This is a genomic window from Kitasatospora sp. GAS1066B (assembly GCF_041262605.1).
GTDB lineage: Bacteria > Actinomycetota > Actinomycetes > Streptomycetales > Streptomycetaceae > Kitasatospora.
Genome location: NZ_JBGCCO010000017.1, coordinates 164,394 through 189,412, shown reverse-complemented (window position 1 = coordinate 189,412; position 25,019 = coordinate 164,394). Strand labels below are relative to the sequence as shown.

The window sequence follows — 25,019 nt, the reverse complement described above, 5'->3', positions numbered from 1 at the left end:
CTGTTCCGCCGCCCTGGGTGCCCCACAGGTGCCGGAATCCGGAATGATGGGACGTAGTCGCTCGCCTGTCCGGTCGCGGGCGGGCCGTTGCGTAACACGGGCGTAAAGAGCAGAGGTGAGACTGTCCCCATGGGCAAGCAGCAGGAGTTCGTGCTTCGTACGCTCGAAGAGCGTGACATCCGGTTCGTCCGGCTGTGGTTCACCGATGTGCTCGGGTTCCTGAAGTCGGTGGCAGTGGCGCCGGCAGAACTGGAGCAGGCGTTCGAGGAGGGCATCGGTTTCGACGGGTCGGCGATCGAGGGGTTCGCCCGGGTCTACGAGTCGGACATGATCGCCAAGCCGGACCCGACCACGTTCCAGATACTGCCCTGGCGCTCGGAGACCCCCGGCACCGCGCGGATGTTCTGCGACATCATGATGCCGGACGGTTCGCCCTCCTACGCCGACCCGCGGTTCGTGCTCAAGCGCACCCTGGAGAAGGCCTCGGCGCAGGGGTTCACCTTCTACACCCACCCGGAGATCGAGTTCTTCCTGCTGAAGAACCTCCCCGGTGACGGCAGCGCGCCCCAACCCGCCGACCACTCGGGCTACTTCGACCACACCCCGCGCGGGGTGGGCCACGACTTCCGCCGCCAGGCGATCACCATGCTGGAGTCGATGGGCATCTCGGTGGAGTTCTCGCACCACGAGGGCGCCCCGGGCCAGCAGGAGATCGACCTGCGCTACGCCGACGCGCTCTCCACCGCCGACAACATCATGACCTTCCGTCTGGTCATGAAGGAGGTCGCGCTGGAGCAGGGCGTGCACGCCAGCTTCATGCCCAAGCCCTTCTCCGAGCACCCGGGCTCCGGCATGCACACCCACCTCTCGCTCTTCGAGGGCGACCGCAACGCCTTCCACGAGTCCGGCGCCGAGTACCAGCTCTCCAAGGTCGGCCGCTCCTTCATCGCCGGCCTGCTCCGGCACGCCGCCGAGACCGCGGCCGTCACCAACCAGTGGGTCAACTCCTACAAGCGCATCTGGGGCGGATCCCAGCGCACCGCCGGCGCCGGCGGCGAGGCCCCCTCCTACATCTGCTGGGGCCACAACAACCGTTCGGCCCTGATCCGGGTCCCGATGTACAAGCCCGGCAAGCAGGGCTCCACCCGCATCGAGGTCCGCTCCCTGGACACCGGCTGCAACCCCTACCTCGCCTACGCCGTCACCCTGGCCGCCGGCCTCAAGGGCATCGAGGAGGGCTACGAACTCCCCCCGGGCGCCGACGACGACGTCTGGGCCCTCACCGACGCCGAACGCCGCGCGATGGGGATCCAGCCGATGCCGCAGAACCTGGGCGAGGCGATCGACCTGATGCAGCGCAGCGAGCTGGTCGCGGAGACCCTGGGCGAGCACGTCTTCGACTTCTTCCTGCGCAACAAGCGGCAGGAGTGGGAGGAGTACCGCAGCGAGGTCACGCCGTTCGAGCTGCGGAAGAACCTCCAGGTGCTCTGACTTCGCGTCGGTTTTCTTTGGTGGGCCCGTCCCCGTGGTCGGGGGCGGGCCTTCGCCATGTCGGAGATTAGGCGGTCCGGGTGAACTTCCCCGGGTGCTGATGCGGCGAACGGCGGGTTGATCGTACTTATCGGGGGGCGGATTCATGCTCTGAAGTGATGTTCACTCAGTGTCGTGAAGGAGTTGCCGTGGGTTGCAACAGTAGACAGTCGGCGGGCCGCTGCGGGGTGGGTCGATGAGAGGCATGCGTCGCTGGATCGTCCCGCTCGTGGTGCTGTGCACGTCGAGCACTGGCCTGTTGGCCGCCGCCCTGCCGGTGAGCGCGCAGGTGGATCCGCCCGCCAAGGTGGCGGCTGCGGCGGTCGCTTCGGCGTTCGCTTCCGCTTCCGCTTCCGCTTCCGGATCAGCGTCCGCTGCGGGATCGGCATCTGACTCTCCGTCGGCGTCGGCATCGCCATCGGGGTCGGCGTCCGCCGCCGGCTCCGCGTCGGCTGCTGCTCCAGCATCCGGTCCGGCCGCGCCTTCGACTCCCGCCTCCCCGGCCGCTGCTGAGTCACCGTCGGCTGCCGCGTCATCCGCGTCACCTGCGGCACCCGCGCCGGTAGCGCCGTCCGCCGCGCCCTCGGCCCCCGCGGCCGCCCCGGCCGCCTCGGTGCCGGCCCCCGCCGCGCAGGGCGGGCGGGACGACGACACCTACTGCCACCTGAGCATCCTCAAGGCCGCCGACCGCTCCGTCTACCTCCCGGGGCAGAAGGTCAGCTACACCATCACGCTCACCAACGACGGCAACGTGCCGATCACCGGTGCCGTGGTCACCGACGACCTGTCCGGGGACCTAGCCGACGCCGTCTACGACAACGACGCCACGGTCGGCACCGGGCAGCTCCGGTACCAGCAGCCGGTCCTGACCTGGATCGGTGACCTGAACCCGGGGGACAGCACCAAGATCGTCTACAGTCTCACCGCCGACAACCCGGACCGCGGCCCGATGCGGATGCGCGACGCGGTCACCGGTCCGCAGTTCAGCAACTGCCCGCAGGGGACCGAACCGGGCTGCACCGTCGAGGTCGACTCGCCGAGCCTGGTCGTCGCCAAGTCGGTGGACCGCGGCACGGCGAGCCCGGGTGACGTGGTGACCTACCGGGTCGAGTACCGCAACGTCGGGCACGACGCCTTTCCGGCCGGCGAGCTTCCGGTGGTCACCGACGACCTGAGCCAGGTACTGCAGCACGCCGCGTTCGTGCCGGGCTCGCTGCACTCCACGGTGCCGGACGCGACGTTCGACGAGAGCGCCCGGACGATCACCTGGACCGGGCAGCTGGACGCGGGGCAGCACGGCTCCTTCAGCTACCAGGTGAAGGTGAACGACCCGTACCAGGGCGACCCGTGGCTCGACAACACCATCACGTCGGCGCAGTCGACCGACTGCCAGGAGAGTTCGACCGACGCCCGGTGCCACGCGCACGTGGACATCTGCGTGCCCAGCACCCCGCCCGGTGGCTCGACCCCTCCTGGCGGCGGTTGGACGCCTCCCGGTGGTGGGTCTACGCCTCCTGGCGGCGGTTGGACGCCTCCCGGTGGTGGGTCTACGCCTCCTGGCGGCGGTTGGACGCCTCCCGGTGGTGGTTCCACGCCTCCTGGCGGCGGTTGGACGCCTCCCGGTGGCGGTTCCACGCCGCCCGGCGGTGGCTGGACGCCTCCCGGTGGCGGTTCCACGCCTCCCGGCGGCTCCACGCCCCCTGGTGGCTCGACTCCGCCCGGCGGCACCCTGCCGCAGACCGGCACGGACTTCAACCCGGTGATGATCGTCGCCACGGTGGTCCTGCTGGCCGGTGGTGGCGGGCTGGTGCTGCTCTCCCGCCGCTCGCGTCGGCGCTGATCCTCCCTCAGTCGCAGGGCCCGACCGACCCGGTCGGGCCCTGCGGCAGTTGTGCGTCAGGGGCCCGCTCAGGGGAATAAGTACCTACGCTATGAGCTGATCATCTTATGAGGCCGCAACCCCGCAGACCTCAACCCCTCAGCCCCCTCAACCCGGCAAGCCCGCAAGCACCGAGGAGCGCGATGACCACCGGTGGCAGCCGCGTCAGCAGGCCCGAGAACCGCCTGGTCCGCCGGGGTTTCACCGACCCCGAGGCGGCCGTCCGGCGGCTGGCCGCCCCCGCTCTGCACGGGCTGGCCGACGACCCGATCCTGCTCGACGCGCTCGGCGCCGGCGCGGACCCCGACCTCGCGCTGCAGAGCCTGGCCCGGCTGCTCGAAGCGCTGAACGAGGCCGAACGGCACACCCTGCGGGACACCTTGACCGCCTCCAAGCCGCTGCGCGACCGGCTGCTCGGCGTGCTCGGCGCCTCCGCCGCGCTCGGCGACCACCTGGCCACCCATCCGCGCGACTGGCACGCGCTGGTCACCTTCGAGCAGCGCGACATGCACCCGGGCAGCCGCGAATTCCGCCGTGAGCTGGAGCAGCGGGTCCGGGACGCCGCCGGCGAGCCGGCCGACGCGCTGCGCGCCGCCTACCGCCGCTGCCTGCTGACCATCGCCGCCCGCGACTTGAGCGCCACCATCGACCTGGCGCAGACCGCCGCCGAGCTCGCCGACCTGGCCGGCGCCACGCTGCGCACCGCGCTGGAGATCGCCGCCGAGCAGGAGCCGGAAGCCGCCGACGCCTGCCGGCTGGCGGTGATCGCGATGGGCAAGTGCGGCGGGCGCGAACTCAACTACATCTCCGACGTGGACGTGATCTTCGTGGCCGAGCCGCGCGAGGGCGTGGAGGAACAGGTGGGGCTGCGGGCCGCCACCCGGCTGGCAGCGGCCATGATGCGGCTCTGCTCGGACACCACCCGGGAGGGCAGCATCTGGCCGGTGGACGCCAATCTGCGTCCCGAGGGCCGCAACGGGCCGCTGGTGCGGACCCTGGCCAGCCATGTCGCGTACTACCAGCGCTGGGCCAAGACCTGGGAGTTCCAGGCGCTGCTGAAGGCCCGCCCGGTGGCGGGCGACGCCGAGCTGGGCCAGGCGTACCTCGCGGCGCTGACGCCGATGGTCTGGCAGGCGGCCGAGCGGGAGCATTTCGTCGCGGACGTGCAGCAGATGCGGCGCCGGGTGATCGAGGCGATCCCGGCGATCGAGCTGGACCGCCAGCTCAAGCTCGGCCCGGGCGGGCTGCGCGACGTCGAGTTCTCGGTGCAACTGCTGCAGCTGGTGCACGGCCGCACCGACCCGGCGCTGCGCAGCGGCAACACCTTGGAGGCGCTGGCCGCGTTGTCACAGGGTGGCTACGTCGGACGGGCCGACGCCGCCTCGCTGGACACCGCCTACCGCTTCCTGCGCACCCTGGAGCACCGGATCCAGCTGCACCGGCTGCGTCGCACCCACTTGATGCCCAAGGACCCGGCCGACCTGCGGCGGCTGGCCCGCTCGCTGGCCGCGATGATCAACGACGACACCCGGGCCGACCCGGTCGCGGCGCTGGAACGCGAGTGGAAGCGGCACGCCCTCGAGGTGCGCCGGCTGCACGAGAAGCTCTTCTACCGACCGCTGCTCGCGGCCGTGGCCGAGTTGTCGGCCGGCGAGGCGATCACCCCCGGTACCCAGGCGATGAGCTCGGCGGCGGCCGAGCAGCGGCTCAAGGCGCTGGGGTTCGCCGACCCGTCGGCCGCGCTGCGGCACCTGGGGGCGCTGGCCAGCGGGGTGAGCCGGAAGGCCGCCATCCAGCGCACCCTGCTACCCGTGCTGCTGGCCAGGTTCGCCGACTCCGCCGACCCGGACGCCGGGCTGCTCGGTTTCCGCCAGGTCTCCGATGCGCTCGGCCGCACTCCGTGGTACCTGCGGCTGCTGCGGGACGAGAGCGCGGCGGCCGAGGGCCTGGCCCGGATCCTGTCGGCCGGGCGGCTGGCCCCCGACCTGCTGCTGCGCGCGCCCGAGGCGGTGGCCATGCTGGGCGACCCGCAGGGCCTGGCCGCGCGCGGGCGGGCCGTGCTGGAGCCGGAGATCCGCTCGGCGGTCGGCCGGGCACCGAGCGCGGCGGTGGGAGTGGCGGCGGCCCGCGCGGTGCGCCGTCGCGAACTGTTCCGCACCGCCGCCGGCGACCTGCTCGGCCGCTACGGCGAGTACCCGGGCGAGGCGCTGGAGACCACCGCGAACGCGCTCACCGACCTCAACGCCGCCACCCTGGCGGGCGCGCTGGCGGCCTGCACGGCGGAGTGGGAGCAGGCCCACGGCGAGGCCTTCCCGGCCCGGCTCGCGGTGATCGCGATGGGCCGGTTCGGCGGGCACGAGCTGGGCTACGGCTCGGATGCGGACGTGCTCTTCGTGCACGATCCGCTGCCCGGGACCGAGCACGACGCGACCGCCGCCGCCCGCTCGGTCTGCAACCAGCTGCGCACCCTGCTGGCCGCGCCGTCCACCGAGCCGCCGCTGCTGGTCGACGCCGACCTGCGCCCCGAGGGCCGCCAGGGCCCGCTGGTGCGCACGCTCGGCTCGTACGCGGCGTACTACGCGCGCTGGTCGCACGTCTGGGAGAGTCAGGCGCTGCTGCGCGCCGAGCCGGTGGCCGGCGACGTCGAGCTGGGGGAGCGGTTCCGGGAGCTGATCGACCCGCTGCGCTACCCGCAGGCGGGCGTGCCCGAGCGGGACCTGATCGAGATCCGGCGGATCAAGGCGCGGATCGAGAGCGAGCGGCTGCCGCGCGGGGCCGACCCGACCACCCACACCAAGATCGGGCGCGGTGGCCTGGCGGACGTCGAGTGGACGGTGCAGCTGCTCCAGCTCCAGCACGGTCACGAGGTGACCGGGCTGCGCACCACCCGGACCCGGCAGGCGCTGCTCGCGGCCGCCAAGGCCGGCCTGCTGGCGGGCGAGGACGCGGCGGTGCTGGACGCCGCCTGGGTGCTCGCCTCCCGGGTCCGCAGCGCGGTGATGCTGGTGCGCGGGCGCCCCGGCGACAGCTTCCCGAGCGAGCCGCGGGAGCTCGCGCAGGTGGCCCGCTACCTCGGCTACGGGGCGGGTCACAGCGGCGAACTGATGGACGACTACCGGCGCACCACGCGGCGGGCTCGCTCGGTGGTGGAGCGGCTCTTCTACGGGTGAGGGGTCACCGGGGCCTCAGCGCTGGGAGCCGGCGCCGACCGGGGTGGGCCGCTGCTCGGGCACGGTGCCCTGGCCCTGCCAGGAGGCCGGGATCTGCGGGAACTGGTAGGCCCAGCGGTGGTAGATCAGCCGGGTGACGGCGAAGCCGACGGCCAGGCAGAGCAGCCCGCCCACCGCGTCCATCCAGTAGTGGTTGGCGGTGGAGATGATCACCGACAGGGTGAACAGCGGGTAGATCAGCCCCAGGGCCCGTACCCACTTGCGCTCGGCCAGGAAGAAGACGGTCAGTCCGCACCAGGTCGACCAGCCGATGTGCATCGACGGCATCGCGGCGAACTGGTTGCTCACACTGGCCCCCGCCCCCGAGGCCAGCGAGCCCCAGGTGTGGTGGACCTCGACCGTGTCGATGAAGCCGAGCCCGGTCAGCCGCGGCGGGGCCAGTGGGAAGAAGTAGAAGCCGACCAGGGCGATGCCGGTGGTGATGAAGAGCACCGTGCGGCCGGCCGCGTAGCGGCCCGGATGGCTGCGGTAGAGCCAGATCAGCACACCGATGGTGATGATGAAGTGCAGCGTCGCGTAGTAGTAGTTCATCCCGACGATCAACCAGCCGACCGAGTTGACGGCGTGGTTGATCGAGCGCTCGACGTTCACGCCGAAGAACTGCTCGCTGTGCCAGACCCACATCGCGTTCTTCTGGGCGACCGCCGCCTGTTCGGGCACCGCGTTGCGCACCAGCGAGTAGATCCAGTAGCTGACGCCGATCAGTGCGAGCTCGAACCAGAGCCGCGGGCGGGCCGGACCGCGCCGCTGCGCCATGATCCGGCGCCGCAGCGAGTTGGTGGCGCGTACGGCCGTGCTGCCACCGGCTCCGTCCGTCGCCCGTTCGGCCGAACGGGCCGGGGCTTGGACGGAACCGCCGCTGGAGCGCCGGAGGGCGTCGTCGCCGTCCTGCGTCTGGATGTCGGTCGGTTCCCCCATGGGCGAGAAGTCTGCCAGACGTTCCGTGGCCGTCCGATCATCCTCTGGTCGTGGATTCTTCACCGGCTGTCCTCCCTCAGTGCGAGGCGGCTGCCCCCGACCGGGGTGGGGGAGGCGGCACAGTACGCGCGGGCACCGCGCGTCAGAGGGACACACATGCGTTCCATTGTTACCCGTTCGCAATACCCGGGGCGAGGCGGGGTCCCGATCGCTCCCAGGGGCCGCTGCTCCCGGGGCACCGAGCGGTCGACGCCCCTCCGAGGACGGGTCGGTGCCGGGTCGACGCCGGGCCGACGCCGGTCGAGGACGGCTCGAGTCACGGCGCACGGCCGGCTCGCGCCGGAGCGCGTGGCGGGGTCGAGTCGGGCGGTCGCGCGCCGTTCAATCCGTCCGCGGTCTTGGACCGGCGTTGTCAATCCTGTAAACAATGGAGTCAAGTGAACGCGGTGCTGGGCAGCGCCCGGACGGTCGAGGCAAGGGCGGGCATGGAATCGGGGCAGGACGGCACAGCGGAGATCGGCCGACGACTGCGCGACCTGCGCCGTGAGCGCGGGCTCAAGCAGAGCGATCTGGCCGGCGAGGGCATGTCGGTCAGTTACCTGTCGCTGCTGGAGTCCGGCAAACGTCCGGTCACCCCGGTCATCCTGCGCCGGCTGGCCGTCCGACTCGACTGCACGGTGGAGTACCTGCGCACCGGGCTGGCGAGTGACCAGGAGCTGGAGCGCCAGCAGCAGTTGCTGCTCCGGACCACGCGGGCCGAGCTGGCGCTGCGCGGCGGCGAGTTGGGCGCGGCGCTGGCGTCCTGCGATGCGGTGCTGGCCGAGGAGCCGCCGGCCGAGCCGGCCACCCGGCGCCGGGCCGAGACCGCCCGGGCCGACGCCCTGGAGCGGTTGAACCGCCCGGCCGAGGCGCTGGCCGTGCTGCACGAGCTGTACCGCGACGAGCTGCCAGGGCCCGGCTCCGCCGAGTGGTTGCGGCTCGCGGTGGCGCTCTGCCGCTGCCACCTGGCGGCGGGCGAGCCGGCCCGCGCCGCGGAGCTCGGCCAGGGGGCGCTGGCCCGGCTGGACGCCGTGCTCGCCACGCCCACCGAGGACCATCTGGGCCTGGGCGTCGTGCTGATCGAGGCGGAGCACCGCAGCGGCGCGCTGGCCGCGGCCAGGGAGCTGGCCGACCGGCTGCTGCCGCACGCCGAGCACACCGCCTCCCCGGCCACCCGCGCCGACGCCTTCCGGCAGGGCAGCCGCCGGGCCGAGCAGCGCGGCGAGACCGCGCTGGCGCTGACCCTGGCCGAGCGCGCCCTCGCGCTGCCCGCCGAGGACGAGCTGGCTCGTCACCTCGGCCTGCTCAAGGCCGGCTACGGCTCGCTGCTGCTGGACGGCCCGGTGCCGGAGCCCGCGCTGGCCAAGCAGTACCTCGCGCCGGCCGGTGCGGAACTCGCCCGCTGTGGGCGCCCGCTGGACCGGGCCGGCTGCGAACTAGGCCTGGCCCGAGCCGAGCTGATGCTCGGTCAGTACGAGGACGGGGCCGCCCACGCCGAGCGCGCGCTGGAGCTGGTGGGGCGCGAGTACAGCGGGCTCGGCGTCTGGGCCTGGCTGCAGTTGGGCGAGGCCCGCCGGTTGCAGGGCCGGGAGCAGGAGGCCGCCGAGGCGCTGCACACGGTGGAACGGCTGCTCGGCGAGGCCGAGCTGCGACTGGCGGCGGGGCGGGAGCGGGCCGAGGCCTGGCGGGCGCTGGGGGACCAGTGGCTCGACCACGGCCGCCCGGAGCCGGCGATGAACGCCTACCGTCAGGGGCTCGCGGCGGCCGGCCTGTCGGGTGCGGCCCCGCTGCGCGCGGTGCTGCGGCCGGCCGGGCTGTGACCCCGACCTGCCGCACCGCTCCGGTCGGTGGACCGTCGGGATTGGTCGGGCAGTCGGCGGGTAGCCTGACCCGGAGCCGCTGACCCCGGTCAGCCGATCCGGAGCGCGAACCCGGCACGCTCCCGTCACGGCCCGGCCGACCACGGAGGGGGAGAAGCCCGGTGACGCTTCGGTTGGAGACGGCCTTCGCCGAACTGGCCCTGCGCAACGGCGGCGACGCCGAGGCGCTGGCGGTCTTCGGCCGGGTGCTGGCCGCCGACCCGCCGGCGGACCGGCACACCGCCCGCCGGGCCCGGCGCGGCCGGGCCTGGGCGCTGGAGAAGCTGGGTCGGCTGGAGGAGGCGATCGAGGCCTATCGCGCTCTGCTGGCCGAGCCCGACACCGAGTTCGGCACCGCCGACTGGGCGCTGCTCGCGGTGGCCCTGTGTCGCTGCTACCGGGACGTCGGCGATCAGGCGATGAGCGTGGACTTCGGCGAGCGGGCGATGGCCGAACTGCACGAGCGCCGGCTGCCGCCACTGGACGAGCACCTGCAGCTCGGCTCGACGCTGATGGGCTGCTACGTCACGCGCGGCGACCTGACCTCGGCCAAGCTGCTGGCCGAGCGGCTGCTGCCGCTGGCCCGGAGCACCGGCTCCCGGGTGGCGCTCGGCGCGGTGGAGTGGAACGCCTCGCTGATCGCCCGGGAGCAGGGCCGCCTCGACGAGGCGCTGGAACTGGCCGAGCGGGCACTGGCGTTGATGGCGGAGGCGGACAACGCCCGGCATCAGGGCATGCTGCGGTGCAATCTGGCGCTGGTGCTGATCGCCAGGGGCGAGCCGGCCCGGGCGCTGAACCTGCTGGTCGCCGCCTACCGGATCGTGCGGGAGAACGCCACCATCGGTGAAGTCGTCTTCTGCGTCACGCTGCTGGCCGAGGCACTGGTCCAACTCGGTGATCCGGCCGAGGCCTTGGCCTGGGCCCGGCGAGGAGTCGGGCTGCTCGACGAGATCGGTGATCAGCTGTGGCGGGAGCGGGCGGCGCTCGCGCTGGCGCTCGGGCGGGCCTACCTGGTGGCCGGTGAGGATGCCCTGGGCGAAGCCGAACTGCACCGCTGCGGGCAGCTGTTGGTCCAGGCCGGTGGGCACCGCGAGATCGCGCTGCTCTGGCGCAGGCTCGGCGACTGCTGGGCGGAGCGGCGGCAGCCGGGACCGGCGATGTCGGCCTACCAGTCTGCGCTCACCATCCTGGGGATGCCGGCCGGCCCGGCGATCGTCCAGAACCGGCGGCGAGCACTCTCCTGATGGACCGTCAATCATGGTCGGACGGCCTGGTGTCAGGCGGCCGCCGACCAGCCGGTGAACCTGCGCAGTTCGGCGACCAGCCGGGTGAGCAGTAGTTCGGGGGAGCGGCTGCCCCAGGCCAGCGCCAGGTGCGAGGGGGCGGCGTCGCGCACGGGTAGCCAGTGCACGCCGGGCGCGGTCGGCGCCCAGCGGCTCAGCGGCTCGGGTGCCAGCAGGACGCCCCGGCCGCGGGCCACGGCCAGCAGGCAGTCCTCGACCTTCCCCCAGCTCTCCGGTGCGGCTCGGCCGCCGCGGACCTCGGCGCCGTCGAAGCCGTCCGGTACCAGTACCGCCTCCTCGGCCAGGTCGGCCAGGCAGACCGAGGCCCGGTCGGCCAGCCGGTGGCCCCGGCGCACCGCCACCGCCCGCCGGTCGGTGCGCAGTCGGGCCAGTCGCAGCGCTCCGGAACCGGCCGGCAGCCAGAGGAAGGCGGCGTCCGCCCCGTCGGCCCGCAACAGGGCCAGCTCCTCGGCCGGGCCCGGCACGGTGACCAGGTCGATGGCGAGCCCGGGGATCGCCTCCTCCATCGCGGCCGCCGCCTCCAGCGCGAACGGCGCGGTGGCGTACGGGCAGCAGGCCAGCCGCAGCGGCCGGCCCGGGCCCGGCGGTTCGGCCCGGGAGCGCAGTCGCGCGGTCAGGCTGTCCAGCTCGCCGACCACGCTGCGGGCGCCCGCGGCCAGCTCGGCACCGGCCGGGGTCAGGCTGACGCCCCGTGAGGTGCGCACCAGCAGTTCGGTGCCGAGGGTGCGTTCGAGCTGCTGGATCTGGACCGAGACGGCCTGCTGGGCCAGATGCAGGCGCGCGGCCGCCCTGGTGATGTTCAACTCCTGGGCCACCATCAGGAAGGACCGCAGGTGGCGTAACTCCACGCCGCATGTCGCGCTGTCCGTTGCCATCCCGCCCCCTGTAGCCCGGTCTCGACCCGATCCCGATCAAACACGGGATGTAAAATATCGTCAAGTTGTAGGTAAAGGTAGTGGCCGTGCTCGAGGTTGACGCACCGTCGGCTGCGTGCGTGGGGTCGGCTCGGGGGGAGGGGGTCGACCGCCGCCGTAGTGCCGGCGGGGCTCAGCCACGTCCGATGTAGGGCATGGCGGTGGCCAGCACGGTGGCGAACTGGATGTTGGCCTCCAGCGGCAGCTCGGCCATGTGACGCACGGTGCGGGCCACCTCTGCCACGTCCATGGTCGGCTCGGGTGCGATCCGCCCGTCGGCCTGGCGCACGCCCACGCTCATCGCGGCGGTCATGTCGGTGGCGGCGTTGCCGATGTCGATCTGGCCGCAGGCGATCCGGTACGGCCGCCCGTCCAGCGAGAGCGACTTGGTCAGGCCGGTGACCGCGTGCTTGGTCGCGGTGTAGGCGATGCTCTGCGGGCGCGGCACGTGCGCCGAGATCGAGCCGTTGTTGATGATCCGCCCGCCCTGCGGCCGCTGCTGCTTCAACTGCCGGAAGGCGGCCTGGGCGCAGAGGAAGGCGCCGGTCAGGTTGAGGTCCACCACCGCGCGCCAGTCCTGGTAGGAGAGGTCCTCCAGCGGGGTCTGCGGGCCGAAGGTGCCGGCGTTGTTGAAGAGCAGGTCGAGTCGCCCGAACCGCTCGACCGTCTCGGCGAAGAGCGCGTCCACCGCGACCGGGTCGGTCACGTCGGTCGGGATGACGGCGGCAGGGGTGCCGCTGAGCGCGGCGGTCTCGTGCAGCGGCTCGGCCCGGCGCCCGGCCAGCGCGAGCTGCCAGCCGGCCGCGGCGAGTTCCAGCGCGACGGCCCGGCCCACCCCGGTGCCGGCCCCGGTGACAACGGCGATCTGCTGCGGCATCTGGTGCTCCCTGGACTGGTGGTGTGCCGATGATGACCGACCGCCGCGCCCGCTGTCATTGGTAGGAGCGCACCGAAGAGCAGTGTCGGGTGGATCGGGGGCTTGGCAGGAGTGCCGGAGACAATTAAATTTCCGAAATTTAGTAGACCTCGGGAAACGATAGGGTGCCCGGAAGGAGGCGATCACCGTGATCAACCGCAGCGACCAGCCCCAAGGGCTGATCACCCCCGGCCAGCGCGCCGAGTACATGCGGCAGGGCAACGCCTCCGCGGTGCTGCGCGCCGTCCTCGCCTACGGCCCCGTCTCCCGGGCCGAGATCGCCCGGCACACGGGGCTCTCCGCGCCCAGCGTCACCAAGCTCACCAGCACCCTGATCGAGGCCGGGCTGCTCGGCGAGCTCGCCCCGATGGAGCCCACCCAGGGCCGCCCCCGAGTGCCGCTGCGGGTCGACCCCGAGCGCACCGTCGCGCTGGGCGTGCACTTCGGGCTGCTGCGCACCACCTTCGGGCTGGTCGGACTGGACGGGCGGGTGCTGGTCGAGCGCGAGCTGGCGCACGGCGGAGCCGAGGAGCTGACGCCGGCTCGGCTCGCCGCGCGGGCCGCCGAGGGGGTGCGGACCTTCCTGGACGAGAAGCTGGCCGGGCGCCGCCTGGTCGGCACCGGTGTCAGCGTCGGCGGCTGGGTGGACGGCGCCCGCGGCGTGGTGGTCGAGCACGGGCCGCTCGGCTGGCGGAACGTGGACCTGCTGGCCGAGCTGACCGGCAAGCTGCCGGGCCCGCTGGTGCTGGAGCAGACGGTGCGCGCCATCGCCCGGGCCGAGCTGTGGTTCGGCGCCGGGCGCGAGGTGGACGACTTCGCGCTGGTCTTCATCGGCAACGTGCTGGGCGCGGCCATCGTGGTGGACCGCACGGTGCACCGCGGCCCCGGCGCGGCGGCCGGCGGCATCGAGCACCTGCCGGTCACCGACGACCCGGCGGTGCGCTGCCCGCGCTGCCGGACCGGCTGCCTGAGCGTGGCGGCCGGCGATCTCGCGCTGGTCGCCGAGGCCCGAGCGGCCGGCCTGCTGGACTCCGCGCCGAGCGGCCCGGCCGGCGGCTCGCTGGACCTGGAGCGCCTGGTGGCCGCGGCCCGCCCGGCCGGCTCCGGCAGCGGGGACGAGCGGGCCCAGCGACTGCTGCGCCGTCGGGCCCGCCGGGCCGGGCGGGCGGTGGCCACCCTGGTCGACCTGCTGAACCCGAGCCGGGTGGTGCTGGCCGGCGGCATCCTGGTGGCCGAGGAGTACCTGGACGACCTGCGGGCCGAGGTCGCCGAGCGCAGCCATCGCGGCGCCGCGGTGGCCGAGGACATCGTGCCCGCCGTGTTCGGCGCCCGCACCCTGGTCCGGTCCTCGGCGGTGCCGGTGCTGGAGCGCGTCATCACCGAACCGTTCACCGCCCTGGGGCTGTTGTGACCACGACCGTCGCACCGGATGCCACCCGAACGCGGGACGCCGAGCCCGAACCTGGCCACCGCACGCTGCGGACGCTCTGACGCGGAACCGTGGCGGTGGCCGGTTCGTGGTCCGCGGCGGGGTGGTCGACCGGCGGATCGGCCCGCCGATCGGCGGGGGCCGGTCGGCTGGAATGTCGCCGAACGGGTGCCAGATGTTGGTTGGTGGGCCGTCAGGTCGCAACCACGGCTGGTCCTGGCCACGTCATAGGATCGACTTCACCGCGCGCCGACTCCACCCGGGTCGACGCCGCCCGGAGCCGTCGTCCGGGCGCCACCCTTCCCTCGGAAAGTTCCGCCGTGCAGCCGCCGTTCGTCCGTCCACGTGCCGTCCTGTCCTCCGCCGCCGTCCTCGCCCTGGCGGTCGCGCTCTCCGCGTGCGGCGGGAGCGGTGGCGACAAGCCGACGGCCCATGCCGCGCCGGTCGCCGCCGCTTCGCCCGGCGCCCCGTCCGGTGCATCGGGCGGCGCTTCGGGCGGCGCGGCCCCGGGCGGTGCGCCGTCGGCGAGCGCGACGCCGGCCGCGGACTCGGCCAAGGTGCAGTTCCCCACCGGCCCCGCGACCCAGCTGACCAAGGCCCGGGACACCGCCGCCGGGCCGATCATGATGACCACGCTGGCCGGCAAGAAGTCCGGCGTCACGGCCAAGGTCTGGATCTGGCTCCCCCCGGAGTACAACGACCCCAAGTACGCCAACGACGGCTTCCCGGTGCTCACCCTCTACGCGGGCGGCCAGAGCAACGGCTACAACACCTGGACCGACGACCAGTTGCCGATCCAGGTGGCGGACGAGGACCTGGTCAAGCAGGGCAAGGCGCACCCGTTCATCATGGTGATGCCGGTGCAGAACCTGGTCGCCGACGAGAAGCAGACCCTGGACTGCAGCGACATCCCCGGCCAGCCGAAGATGGGGACCTGGATGTCCCAGGACGTCCCCGACTTCGTGCGCGCCAACTTCCGCACCCTGAAGAGCCGTGACGGCTGGGGCCTGATGGGTGCCTCCACCGGCGCCTTCTGCAGCGCCAAGATGGCGATGCAGCACCCGGACCTCTACAAGGCCGCGGTGCCGATCGACGGGTACTTCAACCCGGACTCCGAGTTCTGGAAGGGCCACGAGGCGGACCGGCTGGCGAACAGTCCCGACGTGCTGGTCAGCCAGAGCAAGGCCGACGTGCGGATGCTGGCCACGGCCGGCGGGGCGACGCCGGAGGAGGTCAAGCTGGTCAAGGACTGGGTGGCGAAGGCGGCACCGCCCACCAAGATCGACTATTACGAGCAGCCGGGCGGCAAGCACCTCACCTCGCACTTCAAGAAGATGATCCCGGACACGCTGCAGTGGCTGACCCAGAACATGGCGGGGCCGACGCCGGCCTGATCCCCCCGGACGACCGAACGGGCGGTGCTGACGATTCGTCGGCACCGCCCGTTGCCATGTCCGCGCAGCCGTCCCCCGTTCCGCACCCCGATCACCTTCCGCACCCCGCTTCTTCCCTCCCCACCCCCGCTGACCTGCGCAGCAATCCGCCATTGATTCACTTCCGATCGACTGTGGCCACCCTGGAGCACACCATCGCGCCGCTCGCCCACTCACCCGCCGCGGGCAGCGCCGACTGGTCCCGATCCCCCGCCATGACAGTCCTGAAGAGAGTGCCATGCAGTCGCATCTGTGTACCGTTCCCGCCCAGCGTGGCCCCAGTGAGGCGGTGCCGGCCGTGCGACCCGTCCGATTCGCCGGTCTTCGCCTCGTCCACGCCGCGCTGCGTCGTGACCTCGCCCGGCTGCCCACCGCGCTGCGCCTGCTGCAGCCCGGCGACGAGGCGGGTGCCGAGGCGCTGCGCCGGCACTGGGACTTCCTCACCGCGATGCTCACCTGCCACCACGAGCAGCAGGACGTGCGACTCTGGCCGCTGCTGCGCCGCTTCGCCCCGGAGCTGCGGCTGCTGGTCAACTGGCTGGAGGACGACCACCACAACCTGGACCACTCCTTCACCCGCACCACGACGCTGATGCGGGTCGGCACCCGGGACCCGGCCAGCGCCTGGCCGGTCGCCTACGCGGTGGAGGAGCTGGCCGCCCGCCTGGAGACCCACCTGCGGATCGAAGAGGAGCAACTGCTGCCGGTGATGGCCGACCTGTTCGCCGCGCACTCCCGGGTCGGCACGCTCGGTGAGCTGCTCGACCTGCTGCGGCTGGCCGACGGCCCGGGCGCCCCGGACGCGCTGGCCTGGCTGCTCGAAGGGGTCGCGACGGAGCAGATCGAGGCACTGTTGGCCGAGTGCGACGACCTGACGGCCCGCCAGTGGCCGCACTGGCAGGCGGTCTACGCGCGATGCTCGGCGGAGCTCTGGGGAGCGACGCCCACCGTGGAGTGACCCGGCGGTGAGCAAGGGGAGTTGACGTGCATTCGGGCTAGGCGCGATGGCGGAGCGTGACGGCCGGTGGCCAAGGTGGAGGAAGGCCGTTTTCCGGCCGGAACCCCCGACTCCCGTTCCCTGGAAGGAAGCTCACCCCCATGCACTGCAAGTGGACCACGGTCCTGTTCAGCACCGCACTGGTCGGCTCCGTCGCGGCCACCACCGGCATCGCCGTCGGTACCGCGGTCGACCGCCACCCGATGATCAAGCCGCCGATGTCCGCACCGGTGGCGCCCGCGGCGCCGGACGCGCGCCGGACGGTGGCGGCGATGGGCGCGCTCGGCGGCGTCCTGGAGCGGATCGGCGACCTGGCCGCCGCGCTCGGCCCGAGCAAGGACGCCGGCCCCGGCGCGGCGAACGGCGCCGTCGACGCGGCGACGCTGAAGGGCAAGTTGCGGCAACTGGGACTGGCCTCGGACCAGCTCAAGGCGGCGCTGCCGGGCACACCCTCCGTGCCGGGCACGCCCGCGCTGCCCGGTGCTGTTCAGCCCGGCGGCCCGATGCAGCGCTCGGCGCCCGCGATGCCCACCGCGAGCGTCGAGGAGCAGCTCACCGCGATCCAGCAGGACGCCGCCACCCTGGTCACCGCCGCCTCGGCCAAGCAGGCCGACCCGGCCACCGTCCAGTCGGCGCTGGTGCCGCTCTCCACCGACTCGCTCGGCCTGAGCACCGCCACCATCGCCCGCCTCACCGGCGCCTGACCCGCCCGGCCCCCGCCGCTTCGCCACCTGGGGGCGGGGCGGCGGGTGGCGCGCCCCAGCGTGGTCACCTCGCCGCGGTCACCCAGCAGCGGTCACCCAGTAGTGGTCACCCCGCCGTGCTCACCCCTTCTGGGCGGCCGCGAGGATCTTCTCCGTCGTATGGAAGAACCGTGCCGTCCCGTGCCCCCGGTACGCCTTGCCGAAGGCCGTCGCCGCGTTGCCGGTCGGGCGGCCGCCGATCAGGTGGGCGACCACGAAGGCCTCGGTCGCGGTGGCGCCGATCACCTCCAGGTCGCCCTTGGGGGTGAGGTGCGGCAGGGCGAGGTCGGCGGGCAGCGGCTCGGAGAGGAAGACCACGCAGAGCCGTACGTCCGGGGTGACCTCGATGTCGCGGAACGGGTCGGCGTCGACCACCGCCGCCAGTTCCGCCACGGTGCGCAACATGGCGGGGACCTGGTAGCCGAGAGCCGCCGCCAGGTGCTCCTCGATCCGCCGGGTCAGCGCGGCCCGGTCGACGCCGGCGTCCGTGCTGAAGAAGACGTTGCCGCTCTGGATGTACGTCCGGACGTCGCGCAGGTCCAGCTCGGCGAAGAGCTCGCGCAGACGTTCCATCTTGACCGTGCGTCCACCGACGTTGACCGCGCGCAGGAAGGCGATGAAGGTTTGGTCTGCCACCTGCCCAGTGTGGCGCACCCGGGCTACGGCAGGACCGAGCGCACCGCCTCCGGGGTGCGGGCGATGATGGCGTGGCCGTCGTCGGCCGTGATGATCGGGCGCTGGATCAGGATCGGGTGCTGCGCCAGCGCCGCCAGCCAGCGCGGGCGGTCCGCCGCCGTGCGGCCCCAGTCCCGCATGCCCTGCTCCTTGGCGACGGCCTCGTCCGGCCGGGTGATGTCCCAGGGCTCGAGGCCGAGCCGGTCGAGCACCTCTTCCAGCTCGGCGACCGACGGCGGGTCCTCCAGGTAGCGGCGCACGGTGTAGTTCAGGCCGGCTGCCTCCAGCTCGGTGAGCGCGGCGCGGCACTTGCCGCAGCGGGGGTTGATCCAGATCTCCATGGCGCTCAGCCTACGCAGCCCGGGAAGTCGGCCTCCGCCAACCGGGGCTTTCGACCCGACTCGGCGGGTCCAAGGACCTCCCGCAGGCGTTGACCGGGTACGCGACCATGGAAGCTCACCCGATGCTCCCCAGCGGCCGAGGAGGTCAGCCGTGTCCGTGAGGTCAGCCATGTCCGCGAGGCCGGAAACGCCCCTGGCCACCGGCCCGGCCGCTGCCCCGAGCCGCAAGCCCGCCGCCGAGTCGCGCCGCGCACCCGCGGCGGTGCTGCGCCGGGCCCTGGCGGGCCCGACCGCGGCGGATCGCGAGCCGGACGTCGCCGCGCGCTGGGTGCGCTGGCTGCCCGCGCTGCTGATCCTCGCCGACCTGCTGATCGAAGTCGTCCTCCCGCAGGCCACCGCCGCCGGCTTCCTGCTCACCGCGCTGCCGGTGCTGGTCGCCTTCGGCTTCGGCGCGCTGGCCACGGCCCTCTCGGGCGTCGGCGCGGTCGCGCTGCAACTGGTGCTGGCCGCCCGTGTGGGCCACCTCTACGAGCACCACCACCTGTGGGTCTACCTCTCCACCCTGATCGCGGCGCTGGCCGGCGTGATGCTGTCCCACCAGCGCACCCGGCAGGCCCGGCACCTGGTGCGGGCCCGCACGGTCAGCGAGGCGCTGCAGCGCACCGTGCTGCACCCGGTCCCGGAACAGGTCGGCGCGCTGCGCACGGCCGGCCGCTACCGGGCCGCGCAGGCGGAGGTGGCGATCGGCGGCGACCTCTACGAGCTGTGCGACACCCGGTTCGGCACCCGGGTGCTGCTCGGCGACGTGCGCGGCAAGGGCCTGGAGGCGGTGCGCACGGTGGCCGACCTGCTCGGCGCCTTCCGCGCCACCGCGCACGAGACCGCCGACTTGGCCGAGCTGGCGGCGCTGCTGGACCGCCAGGTGCGCCGGGGCGCGGTGGAGTGCGGGGACGAGGAGTTGTTCGTCACCGCCGTGCTGCTGGAGCACCACCAGGGCACCGGCGCCGTCCGGCTGATCAACCGCGGGCACCTGGACCCGGTGCTGCTGGCCGGCGGCACCGTGCAGACCCTGCACTGCCCGCAGGACCTGCCGCTCGGTCTCGGCCACCTGCGGGCCCAGGACGCGCCGTCCCCGGTCGCCGTCGTCCCGCTCATCGCCGGCCAGACCCTGCTGCTGCACACCGACGGCGTCACCGAGGCCCGGGACCGCGCCGGCCGGTTCTACCCGCTGACCGAGCGCCTCGCCGCCCGCTTCCAGGGTCGCAGCACGGTCGCTCCCGAACAGCTGGTGGCCTTCGTCGGCGACGACGTCCAGGCCCACGGCGGACCGGCCACCGACGACCTCGCGCTGCTGGCGCTGAGCCCGCTCGGCTGACCGGGCTCGGGTGACCGGGCTCAGGTGACCGGGCTCAGGCGGGGGTGACGTTCTCGGCCTGCGGACCCTTGGGCCCCTGGACGACGTCGAAGGTCACCAGCTGGTTCTCCTCCAAGGAACGGAAGCCGGCGGCGCTGATCGCGGAGTAGTGGACGAAGACGTCCGGCCCGCCGCCGTCCTGGGCGATGAAGCCGAAGCCCTTCTCGGCGTTGAACCACTTCACGGTTCCGGTGGCCATGCTGCTCTCCTTCTACGGGACTTGGAGCTGAGTCCCGGTACAGGTATCGCCTCCCGGCCGCGGCTCGGCGGACCGTCACCCGGTCGTGGGCGTGTCGACGCGATCGGGCTGGTGGCGACCTCCGTGTGTTCAGGCAGCGTTCAACGACTCTTGCGGCGGTCGCGCACCAGGCGGACGACGTAGATGGGAGCGCCGATGACGGCTGCGATCACGAGGGCCCAGAACGCGAAGTAGACGAGGCCGGGGTGGAAGCCGGTGGTGGTGTTGGTGGCGGCCAGGACGGTGGTGAGTGGCTGCTGAGACATCTTCTGGTCCTCGGGTGTTGACGGGGCTGGGGTCAGATGACGCGGAGGTCGGGGCCGTGCTGGGCCCGCTCCGGGGTGGTGCCGTGCATCAGGGCGATGTAGCCGTCCTCGACGGTGGCGCTGACGGGCTGCGCGTCGGGGGCGGGGGCGGTGGAACTGATGACCCGGTACGTGGTGCCGGTTATGCCGGGCGTGACGGTGATGGTGGGCAGGTCGGGTGGTGGGGCGGTGGCCGGCTGGGGGATGTGCCACACCATGCCCTCGGCGCGGGCGGCGAGGGCACCGATGGCGCCCTGGAAGGCGACGTGCCCGCGCTCGATCACCACGACGTTCGGGCAGGTCTGCACGATGTCGTCGACGATGTGGGTGGAGAGCAGCACCGTCCGGTCGCCGGCCAGCCTGGCGAGCAGGCTGCGGAACCGCAGCCGCTCCTCGGGGTCCAGTCCCACGGTGGGTTCGTCGACGATCAGCAGCCGGGGGTCGTTCAGGATGGCCTGGGCGATGCCCACGCGGCGCTTCATGCCGCCCGAGTAGCCCTTCACCTTCCGGTCGGCGACATCGCTGAGCGAGACCAGTTCGAGGACCTCCTTGACGCGGGCGCGGCGGGCGCGCCGATCGGTGATGCCCTTGAGCAGCGCCATGTAGTCGAGGAACTGGCGGCCCGTCAAGTCCGGGTACAGGCCGAGCTCCTGGGGGAGGTAGCCGGTGGTGGCCTTGACCTCCCGGCGCTGGCTGCGCGACGTGAGATCGGTGCCGTCCACCGCGACGGTGCCCGAGGTCGGCAGCAGCACCCCGGTCAGGACCCGCATGAAGGTGGTCTTGCCGGCTCCGTTGGGGCCGAGCAGACCCACCATGCCCGTGGGCAGGCGCAGGCTGATGCCGTCGAGGGCGCGGACCTCGCCGCGCCGGAAGGTGACGGTCAGATCGGTGATGGTCACGTTGGGCGCGGTCATGACGGGCTCCTCCTGGTGAGCACGAGCTGGGTCATCACGAGGACGGCGAGCCCCACGAGCAGCAGGAAGGCGATGCTGAGGACGGCCTCGCCGCCGGTCGGGGTGATTCCCCGCTGCCTGGCGTCGAACAGGGTGCCGTGGAACCAGGCACCGGCCGGGTACTCGCCGATGGCTTCGAAGGGCGTGCCGGCGGGGGTGGGGATCCCGAAGCGCGGGCCGACCATGTTTCCCCAGATCCAGTAGCCGAACAGACCCAGCCGGTACAGCACGGGCCCGGTCAGGTAGGGGACGGTGACCGAGCAGGCCGCGACGAAGACCAGCGCGGGCAAGATGATGGCGGCGAACGCCCCGAGGCCGACCGGGATCACCCCGGCCCCGCGCTGGGCGGTCAGGTAGCCGAGCAGGCCTACCCAGGCGATGACGACCGGTGTGGTGCTCGCCGCGCCGGCGCCGATGGCCTTGCCCCACAGGCGCGGGCCGATGCCGGTGGGCGTCGAGGTCAGCAGGTCGCTCAGCCCCAGCCGGGAGTCCCGCCGGACGCGGTCGGCGAGGACGGCGCCGACGCCGATCGGGCACAGCATGAAGTTGCCCGCCCAGTCCGCGACCAGAAAGGTGTTGTCCGTGGTGCTGGTGAAACCCGGCGGGAAGGGCGATGCGCAGCGCAGCGCGATCAGCGCGAGCACGACCACCCAGACCGCCGGGCGGCGCACCTGCATCAGGTACTCGTAGCGGGCGGCCACGACGGTCTTCGCCCACCAGCCCTGAGCTGCCGTCGGCGGAGCGGTTCGCTGAAGGACGGCGGTCATGCGGCATCGCTCCCCACAAATCGTTCGGGACGCCCCAGCAGCAGGCCGGCCGCGATCACGGCGACGACGCCGACGGCGGGCAGGGCGATCCGGTTGACGGTCCATTCGTGCGCCGGGACCTTGGCGGCGACGCCCATGAACATGTACTGCGCCCGCAGCACCGTGTTGTCCAGGATGGCGCGCGCCATCAGGTACTGGGCCAGCCACAGGCCCCCGATCAGGCCGCTTGCGGCGGCCGGGCTGCGCAGGCCGATCGCGATGAGCATCGCCAGTGCGACCAGCCAGAGCATCGGCGGGGCCCACACCAGGACGTAACCGTCCGTGCCCTGCCCCTCGGGCCAGGCGTTCAAGGCGCGGAACACGACGGCGTCCAGCAGCGTGACCAGGGCCGCTGGGACCACCACCAGGCCGGCACGCAGGAACAGCACCCGGCGGTAGACCGTGGTGGTCATGACCAGCTCGGCGCCGGCATCACGCCCCACGATCGAGGAGGCCGCGACGGCGGTGCCGAGCGGGGCGAAGCCCGCCAGGACCGCGCCGGCGGCGATGTCGAGGTGCTCCGCGCCGGCCCCGGTGGCACGCATGACGATCACCAGGACCGCGCCGCCCAGCGTTGCCGCCAGTGCCGTCACCGGCGGGGCGATGCCGATGACCCGCAGCTCCAATCGGAGGCGGGCCCAGGTGGACCGGTTCACGGCCACCTGCCGGCTCGTGCGGGCCCCGGGTCGACGCGGGGTGTCTCGAGGTCTCGTTTCATGCCGTCAAGCCTGTTCACACGGACCGGAGTCGGTAACGGCCAGAAGTACTGATCGGGCGGCGTGGACCGGTCCTTTTGGCCGGTGCCGCGGTCGCGGCCGGTTCCGTAGCCTGAGCACCGTGAGGGTGATGGAACGGCTGGCCGCACTGGCCGCCAGGCGAATCAACGTGCTGCTCGGGCTGGCCTTCGCGGCGGTGCTGGCGGCGACGGCCTACTGGCACGCCGGCCACCCGGGTGGCCGGGGCTGGGCGCTCGACTGCGGTATCGGTGTGGTGGTGTGCGTCGCGGCGCTGCTCCGGGAGCGCGACCGGCTGGTCGCCGTGGCGGTCGGCCTGTCCGTCGCGGCTGCCGCCGTCCTCGTCGCCGCCACGGGGTACCTGACGGGCCAGCCCGGTCTCGCCGCGTCGCTGGCGTTGACCGTGCTGGCCGGCTCCGCCGTCCGGGCACTGCCGCCCCGGCGAGCGGCTGCCGTCGCCGCAGCCGGGCTCGCGGTCACCGGACTCGGCTGGCTGGTGACCACTTCGCAGGCCGCCGCCCACTTCCACCTGGGCGTCCAGGGCTGGTTGGCCGGCCTCGGCGCGGGGATCGTCCTGCGGCTGTCGGAGCATCGCCGCCGGGCCGCCGTCGAAGCCGTGCGGCGTGACGAACGACTGGCGCTGGCACGGGAGTTGCATGATGTCGTCGCCCACCACGTGGCCGGCATCGTGATGCACGCCCACGCCGCCCGGATCATGCTCCGCAAGCAGCCCGACCAACTCGGCGACGCCCTGGCGGACATCGAACGCTCGGGCACCGACGCCATGGACGCGATGCGACGGGTGGTCGCCCTGCTCCGCGACGAGGAGGACGGCGCTGCCGTCACCGCGGGACAGGAGCAACTCGTCGACCTGGTCCGCCGCTTCGAGGAGCACGGACCGGCCGTCGACCTCCGGCTGCCCACCGCGGCGCCGACCTGGCCACCCATCGTCACCACCGCCGTGTACCGGGTCGTCCAGGAATCCCTGACCAACATAGCCCGCCATGCCCGCGGCACCCGCGCGGCCACCGTCACCATCTCCCAGGACAGCACGGACATCACCGTTGAGATCGGCAACGATGCTCCGCCGCACCCCGCGATCCGCGCCTCCACGCGCGGCGGCTATGGCCTGGTCGGCATGCGCGAACGCGTCGAGGCACTGGGCGGTACGCTCAGCGCCGGTCCGCAGCCCGGCACCGGCTGGTCGGTACGGGCCACCCTGCCCCTGCAAGCCGGAGACCGCCCGTGAGCATCAGCGTGCTGGTCGCCGACGACCAGGCCATGATCCGCACCAGCCTGCGCCTCATCCTGGAGGACGAGCCCGACATCACCGTCGTCGCGGAAGCGCGCGACGGCGCTGAGGCCGTCGCCCTCGCCCGCCAACTGCGGCCCGACGTCTGCCTCATCGACATCCGGATGCCCCGCCTCGACGGCATCGACGTCACCCGCGCACTCGCCGGCCCGGGCGTCGCCGACCCGCTCCGGGTGGTCATCGTCACCACCTTCGGACTCGACGAGTACGTCTACGGCGCCCTCCAGGCCGGAGCCCTCGGCTTCGTCCTCAAAGACGGCGACCCCACCCTCTTCACCGCCGCCGTGCGGGCCGCCAGCATCGGGGACGCCATGATCTCCCCGTCGATCACCCGGCGCCTGCTCCGCGACCTCGCCTCCGTCAAACCCTCCCCGGCCCACCAGCCCGACTCCGCGCTCACCGACCGGGAGACCGACGTCGTCCGCGCCGTTGCCCGGGGCCGCACCAACCAGGAGATCGCGGCCGCCCTGTTCATCTCCGTCAGTACCGTGAAGGGCCACCTCGCCGCGATCCAGAACAAACTCGGAGCCCGCAACCGCAGCGAGATCACCGCCTGGGCCTGGGAATCCCGCCTGATGCCGGGCAGCGCGGACCAACCGAACAGCAGCCGATAGCCCGTGCGAATCGGCCAGGCGGGTGGAGGTGCGCCACAGACCTCGGGCTGAGATCGAACTCAGTGCACTCCCATGTCACATCGCGAGCCCCAGGGCCTTCGAGACGCGTCAGTCGCACGACGTTTCCGCAGCTCAGCGGGGCCCTTTACAGGTCCGTGTTCGGGCAGAGACGTGTCTCGTGGGTGCCGTGTCCCTTCCCTCAGGCAAACGTCACCGCACTGAGGTCGGTCGAGGAAGTCGATCATGTGACTTGTTCAGCCCGGAGAGTGAAAGAGGCGGCAGGGCGCGCCTCGGGACCAGCTGGGGCCGGTACGAAGATCATGTTCGTTTTGTGATCTTCGAAAGGACCAACTCGTGCGCGCATATCGCACAGGTCGCAGGCTTGCCGCCGCGCTCTGTTCCCTCATGGCCGTCCTCGCCCCTGTCGCTGTTCACA

At 72.9% G+C, this 25,019-nt stretch carries 22 protein-coding genes; 12 read left to right on the top strand and 10 right to left on the bottom strand.

The features are described 5' to 3' along the window. Positions 1 to 129: 129 nt before the first annotated feature. From glnA to ABH937_RS20750, 3 genes are all read left to right on the top strand, one after another. Positions 130 to 1,491, top strand: a complete 1,362-nt coding sequence (gene glnA, locus ABH937_RS20760) for a type I glutamate--ammonia ligase (protein WP_280686883.1) — start codon at positions 130 to 132, stop codon at positions 1,489 to 1,491. Between the two features lie 652 nt (positions 1,492 to 2,143). Beyond that, entirely contained in the window at positions 2,144 to 3,370 is a 1,227-nt protein-coding gene (locus ABH937_RS20755) for an LPXTG cell wall anchor domain-containing protein (RefSeq protein ID WP_370219048.1), read from the top strand. A 182-nt stretch (positions 3,371 to 3,552) separates the two neighbouring features. Continuing rightward, a complete protein-coding gene (locus ABH937_RS20750; protein ID WP_280686885.1) occupies positions 3,553 to 6,579 on the top strand; it encodes a bifunctional [glutamine synthetase] adenylyltransferase/[glutamine synthetase]-adenylyl-L-tyrosine phosphorylase in 3,027 nt (1,008 codons plus the stop codon). Positions 6,580 to 6,594: 15 nt separating this feature from the next. On the opposite strand, the gene ABH937_RS20745 is transcribed toward ABH937_RS20750, so the two are convergent. Then, complete coding sequence (locus ABH937_RS20745; protein ID WP_370146053.1) at positions 6,595 to 7,557, bottom strand: phosphatase PAP2 family protein; 963 nt, start codon at positions 7,555 to 7,557, stop codon at positions 6,595 to 6,597. A 437-nt stretch (positions 7,558 to 7,994) separates the two neighbouring features. Between ABH937_RS20745 and ABH937_RS20740 the strand changes: the two genes are divergently transcribed. After that, positions 7,995 to 9,416, top strand: coding sequence for a helix-turn-helix domain-containing protein (locus tag ABH937_RS20740; protein WP_370219047.1), 1,422 nt, complete (start codon positions 7,995 to 7,997; stop codon positions 9,414 to 9,416). Between the two features lie 161 nt (positions 9,417 to 9,577). Beyond that, positions 9,578 to 10,699, top strand: a complete 1,122-nt coding sequence (locus ABH937_RS20735; RefSeq protein WP_370219046.1) for a tetratricopeptide repeat protein — start codon at positions 9,578 to 9,580, stop codon at positions 10,697 to 10,699. Between the two features lie 32 nt (positions 10,700 to 10,731). On the opposite strand, the gene ABH937_RS20730 is transcribed toward ABH937_RS20735, so the two are convergent. Further along, positions 10,732 to 11,634 (bottom strand): LysR family transcriptional regulator, encoded by a 903-nt coding sequence (locus ABH937_RS20730; protein ID WP_370219045.1) that lies wholly within the window; start codon positions 11,632 to 11,634, stop codon positions 10,732 to 10,734. A gap of 172 nt (positions 11,635 to 11,806) precedes the next feature. Then, positions 11,807 to 12,550, bottom strand: a complete 744-nt coding sequence (locus tag ABH937_RS20725) for an SDR family oxidoreductase (protein WP_280686889.1) — start codon at positions 12,548 to 12,550, stop codon at positions 11,807 to 11,809. 187 nt (positions 12,551 to 12,737) lie between these two features. Here ABH937_RS20725 and ABH937_RS20720 point away from each other — a divergent pair, with 187 nt between their 5' ends. The 4 genes from ABH937_RS20720 (at position 12,738) to ABH937_RS20705 (ending at position 17,152) form a co-directional block, all read left to right on the top strand. Next, the gene (locus tag ABH937_RS20720; protein WP_280686890.1) at positions 12,738 to 14,000 is read left to right on the top strand and encodes an ROK family transcriptional regulator; all 1,263 of its coding nucleotides are present in this window, start codon (positions 12,738 to 12,740) and stop codon (positions 13,998 to 14,000) included. Between the two features lie 338 nt (positions 14,001 to 14,338). Further along, positions 14,339 to 15,412, top strand: a complete 1,074-nt coding sequence (locus tag ABH937_RS20715) for an esterase family protein (protein ID WP_280686891.1) — start codon at positions 14,339 to 14,341, stop codon at positions 15,410 to 15,412. A gap of 337 nt (positions 15,413 to 15,749) precedes the next feature. Continuing rightward, positions 15,750 to 16,409, top strand: a complete 660-nt coding sequence (locus tag ABH937_RS20710; RefSeq protein WP_280686892.1) for a hemerythrin domain-containing protein — start codon at positions 15,750 to 15,752, stop codon at positions 16,407 to 16,409. Positions 16,410 to 16,549: 140 nt separating this feature from the next. After that, positions 16,550 to 17,152, top strand: a complete 603-nt coding sequence (locus ABH937_RS20705) for a hypothetical protein (RefSeq protein WP_280686893.1) — start codon at positions 16,550 to 16,552, stop codon at positions 17,150 to 17,152. Positions 17,153 to 17,272: 120 nt separating this feature from the next. Here ABH937_RS20705 and ABH937_RS20700 read toward each other — a convergent pair whose 3' ends face one another. Then, complete coding sequence (locus ABH937_RS20700) at positions 17,273 to 17,827, bottom strand: DUF1697 domain-containing protein (protein WP_370219044.1); 555 nt, start codon at positions 17,825 to 17,827, stop codon at positions 17,273 to 17,275. A gap of 23 nt (positions 17,828 to 17,850) precedes the next feature. Further along, positions 17,851 to 18,207, bottom strand: a complete 357-nt coding sequence (locus ABH937_RS20695; protein WP_280686895.1) for an arsenate reductase family protein — start codon at positions 18,205 to 18,207, stop codon at positions 17,851 to 17,853. A 169-nt stretch (positions 18,208 to 18,376) separates the two neighbouring features. Between ABH937_RS20695 and ABH937_RS20690 the strand changes: the two genes are divergently transcribed. Next, a complete protein-coding gene (locus ABH937_RS20690) occupies positions 18,377 to 19,582 on the top strand; it encodes a PP2C family protein-serine/threonine phosphatase (RefSeq protein WP_370219043.1) in 1,206 nt (401 codons plus the stop codon). A gap of 34 nt (positions 19,583 to 19,616) precedes the next feature. Here ABH937_RS20690 and ABH937_RS20685 read toward each other — a convergent pair whose 3' ends face one another. The 5 genes from ABH937_RS20685 to ABH937_RS20665 all read right to left on the bottom strand — a co-directional run bounded on the left by ABH937_RS20685 (position 19,617) and on the right by ABH937_RS20665 (position 22,585). After that, on the bottom strand, positions 19,617 to 19,820 hold the full coding sequence (locus tag ABH937_RS20685) for a cold-shock protein (RefSeq protein WP_370219042.1): 204 nt from the start codon (positions 19,818 to 19,820) through the stop codon (positions 19,617 to 19,619). Between the two features lie 140 nt (positions 19,821 to 19,960). Then, entirely contained in the window at positions 19,961 to 20,125 is a 165-nt protein-coding gene (locus ABH937_RS20680; protein WP_370219041.1) for a hypothetical protein, read from the bottom strand. 32 nt (positions 20,126 to 20,157) lie between these two features. Next, positions 20,158 to 21,078 (bottom strand): ABC transporter ATP-binding protein, encoded by a 921-nt coding sequence (locus ABH937_RS20675; protein WP_370219040.1) that lies wholly within the window; start codon positions 21,076 to 21,078, stop codon positions 20,158 to 20,160. Further along, on the bottom strand, positions 21,075 to 21,884 hold the full coding sequence (locus tag ABH937_RS20670) for a hypothetical protein (protein WP_370219039.1): 810 nt from the start codon (positions 21,882 to 21,884) through the stop codon (positions 21,075 to 21,077). The genes ABH937_RS20675 and ABH937_RS20670 overlap by 4 nt, the downstream gene beginning before the upstream one ends. Continuing rightward, a complete protein-coding gene (locus ABH937_RS20665) occupies positions 21,881 to 22,585 on the bottom strand; it encodes a hypothetical protein (RefSeq protein ID WP_370219038.1) in 705 nt (234 codons plus the stop codon). The genes ABH937_RS20670 and ABH937_RS20665 overlap by 4 nt, the downstream gene beginning before the upstream one ends. 184 nt (positions 22,586 to 22,769) lie before the next feature. Between ABH937_RS20665 and ABH937_RS20660 the strand changes: the two genes are divergently transcribed. Together ABH937_RS20660 and ABH937_RS20655 are read left to right on the top strand one after the other, a co-directional pair. Continuing rightward, on the top strand, positions 22,770 to 23,906 hold the full coding sequence (locus ABH937_RS20660) for a sensor histidine kinase (RefSeq protein ID WP_370219054.1): 1,137 nt from the start codon (positions 22,770 to 22,772) through the stop codon (positions 23,904 to 23,906). Between the two features lie 32 nt (positions 23,907 to 23,938). Further along, on the top strand, positions 23,939 to 24,583 hold the full coding sequence (locus ABH937_RS20655) for a response regulator (protein WP_370146072.1): 645 nt from the start codon (positions 23,939 to 23,941) through the stop codon (positions 24,581 to 24,583). Positions 24,584 to 25,019 lie beyond the last annotated feature (436 nt).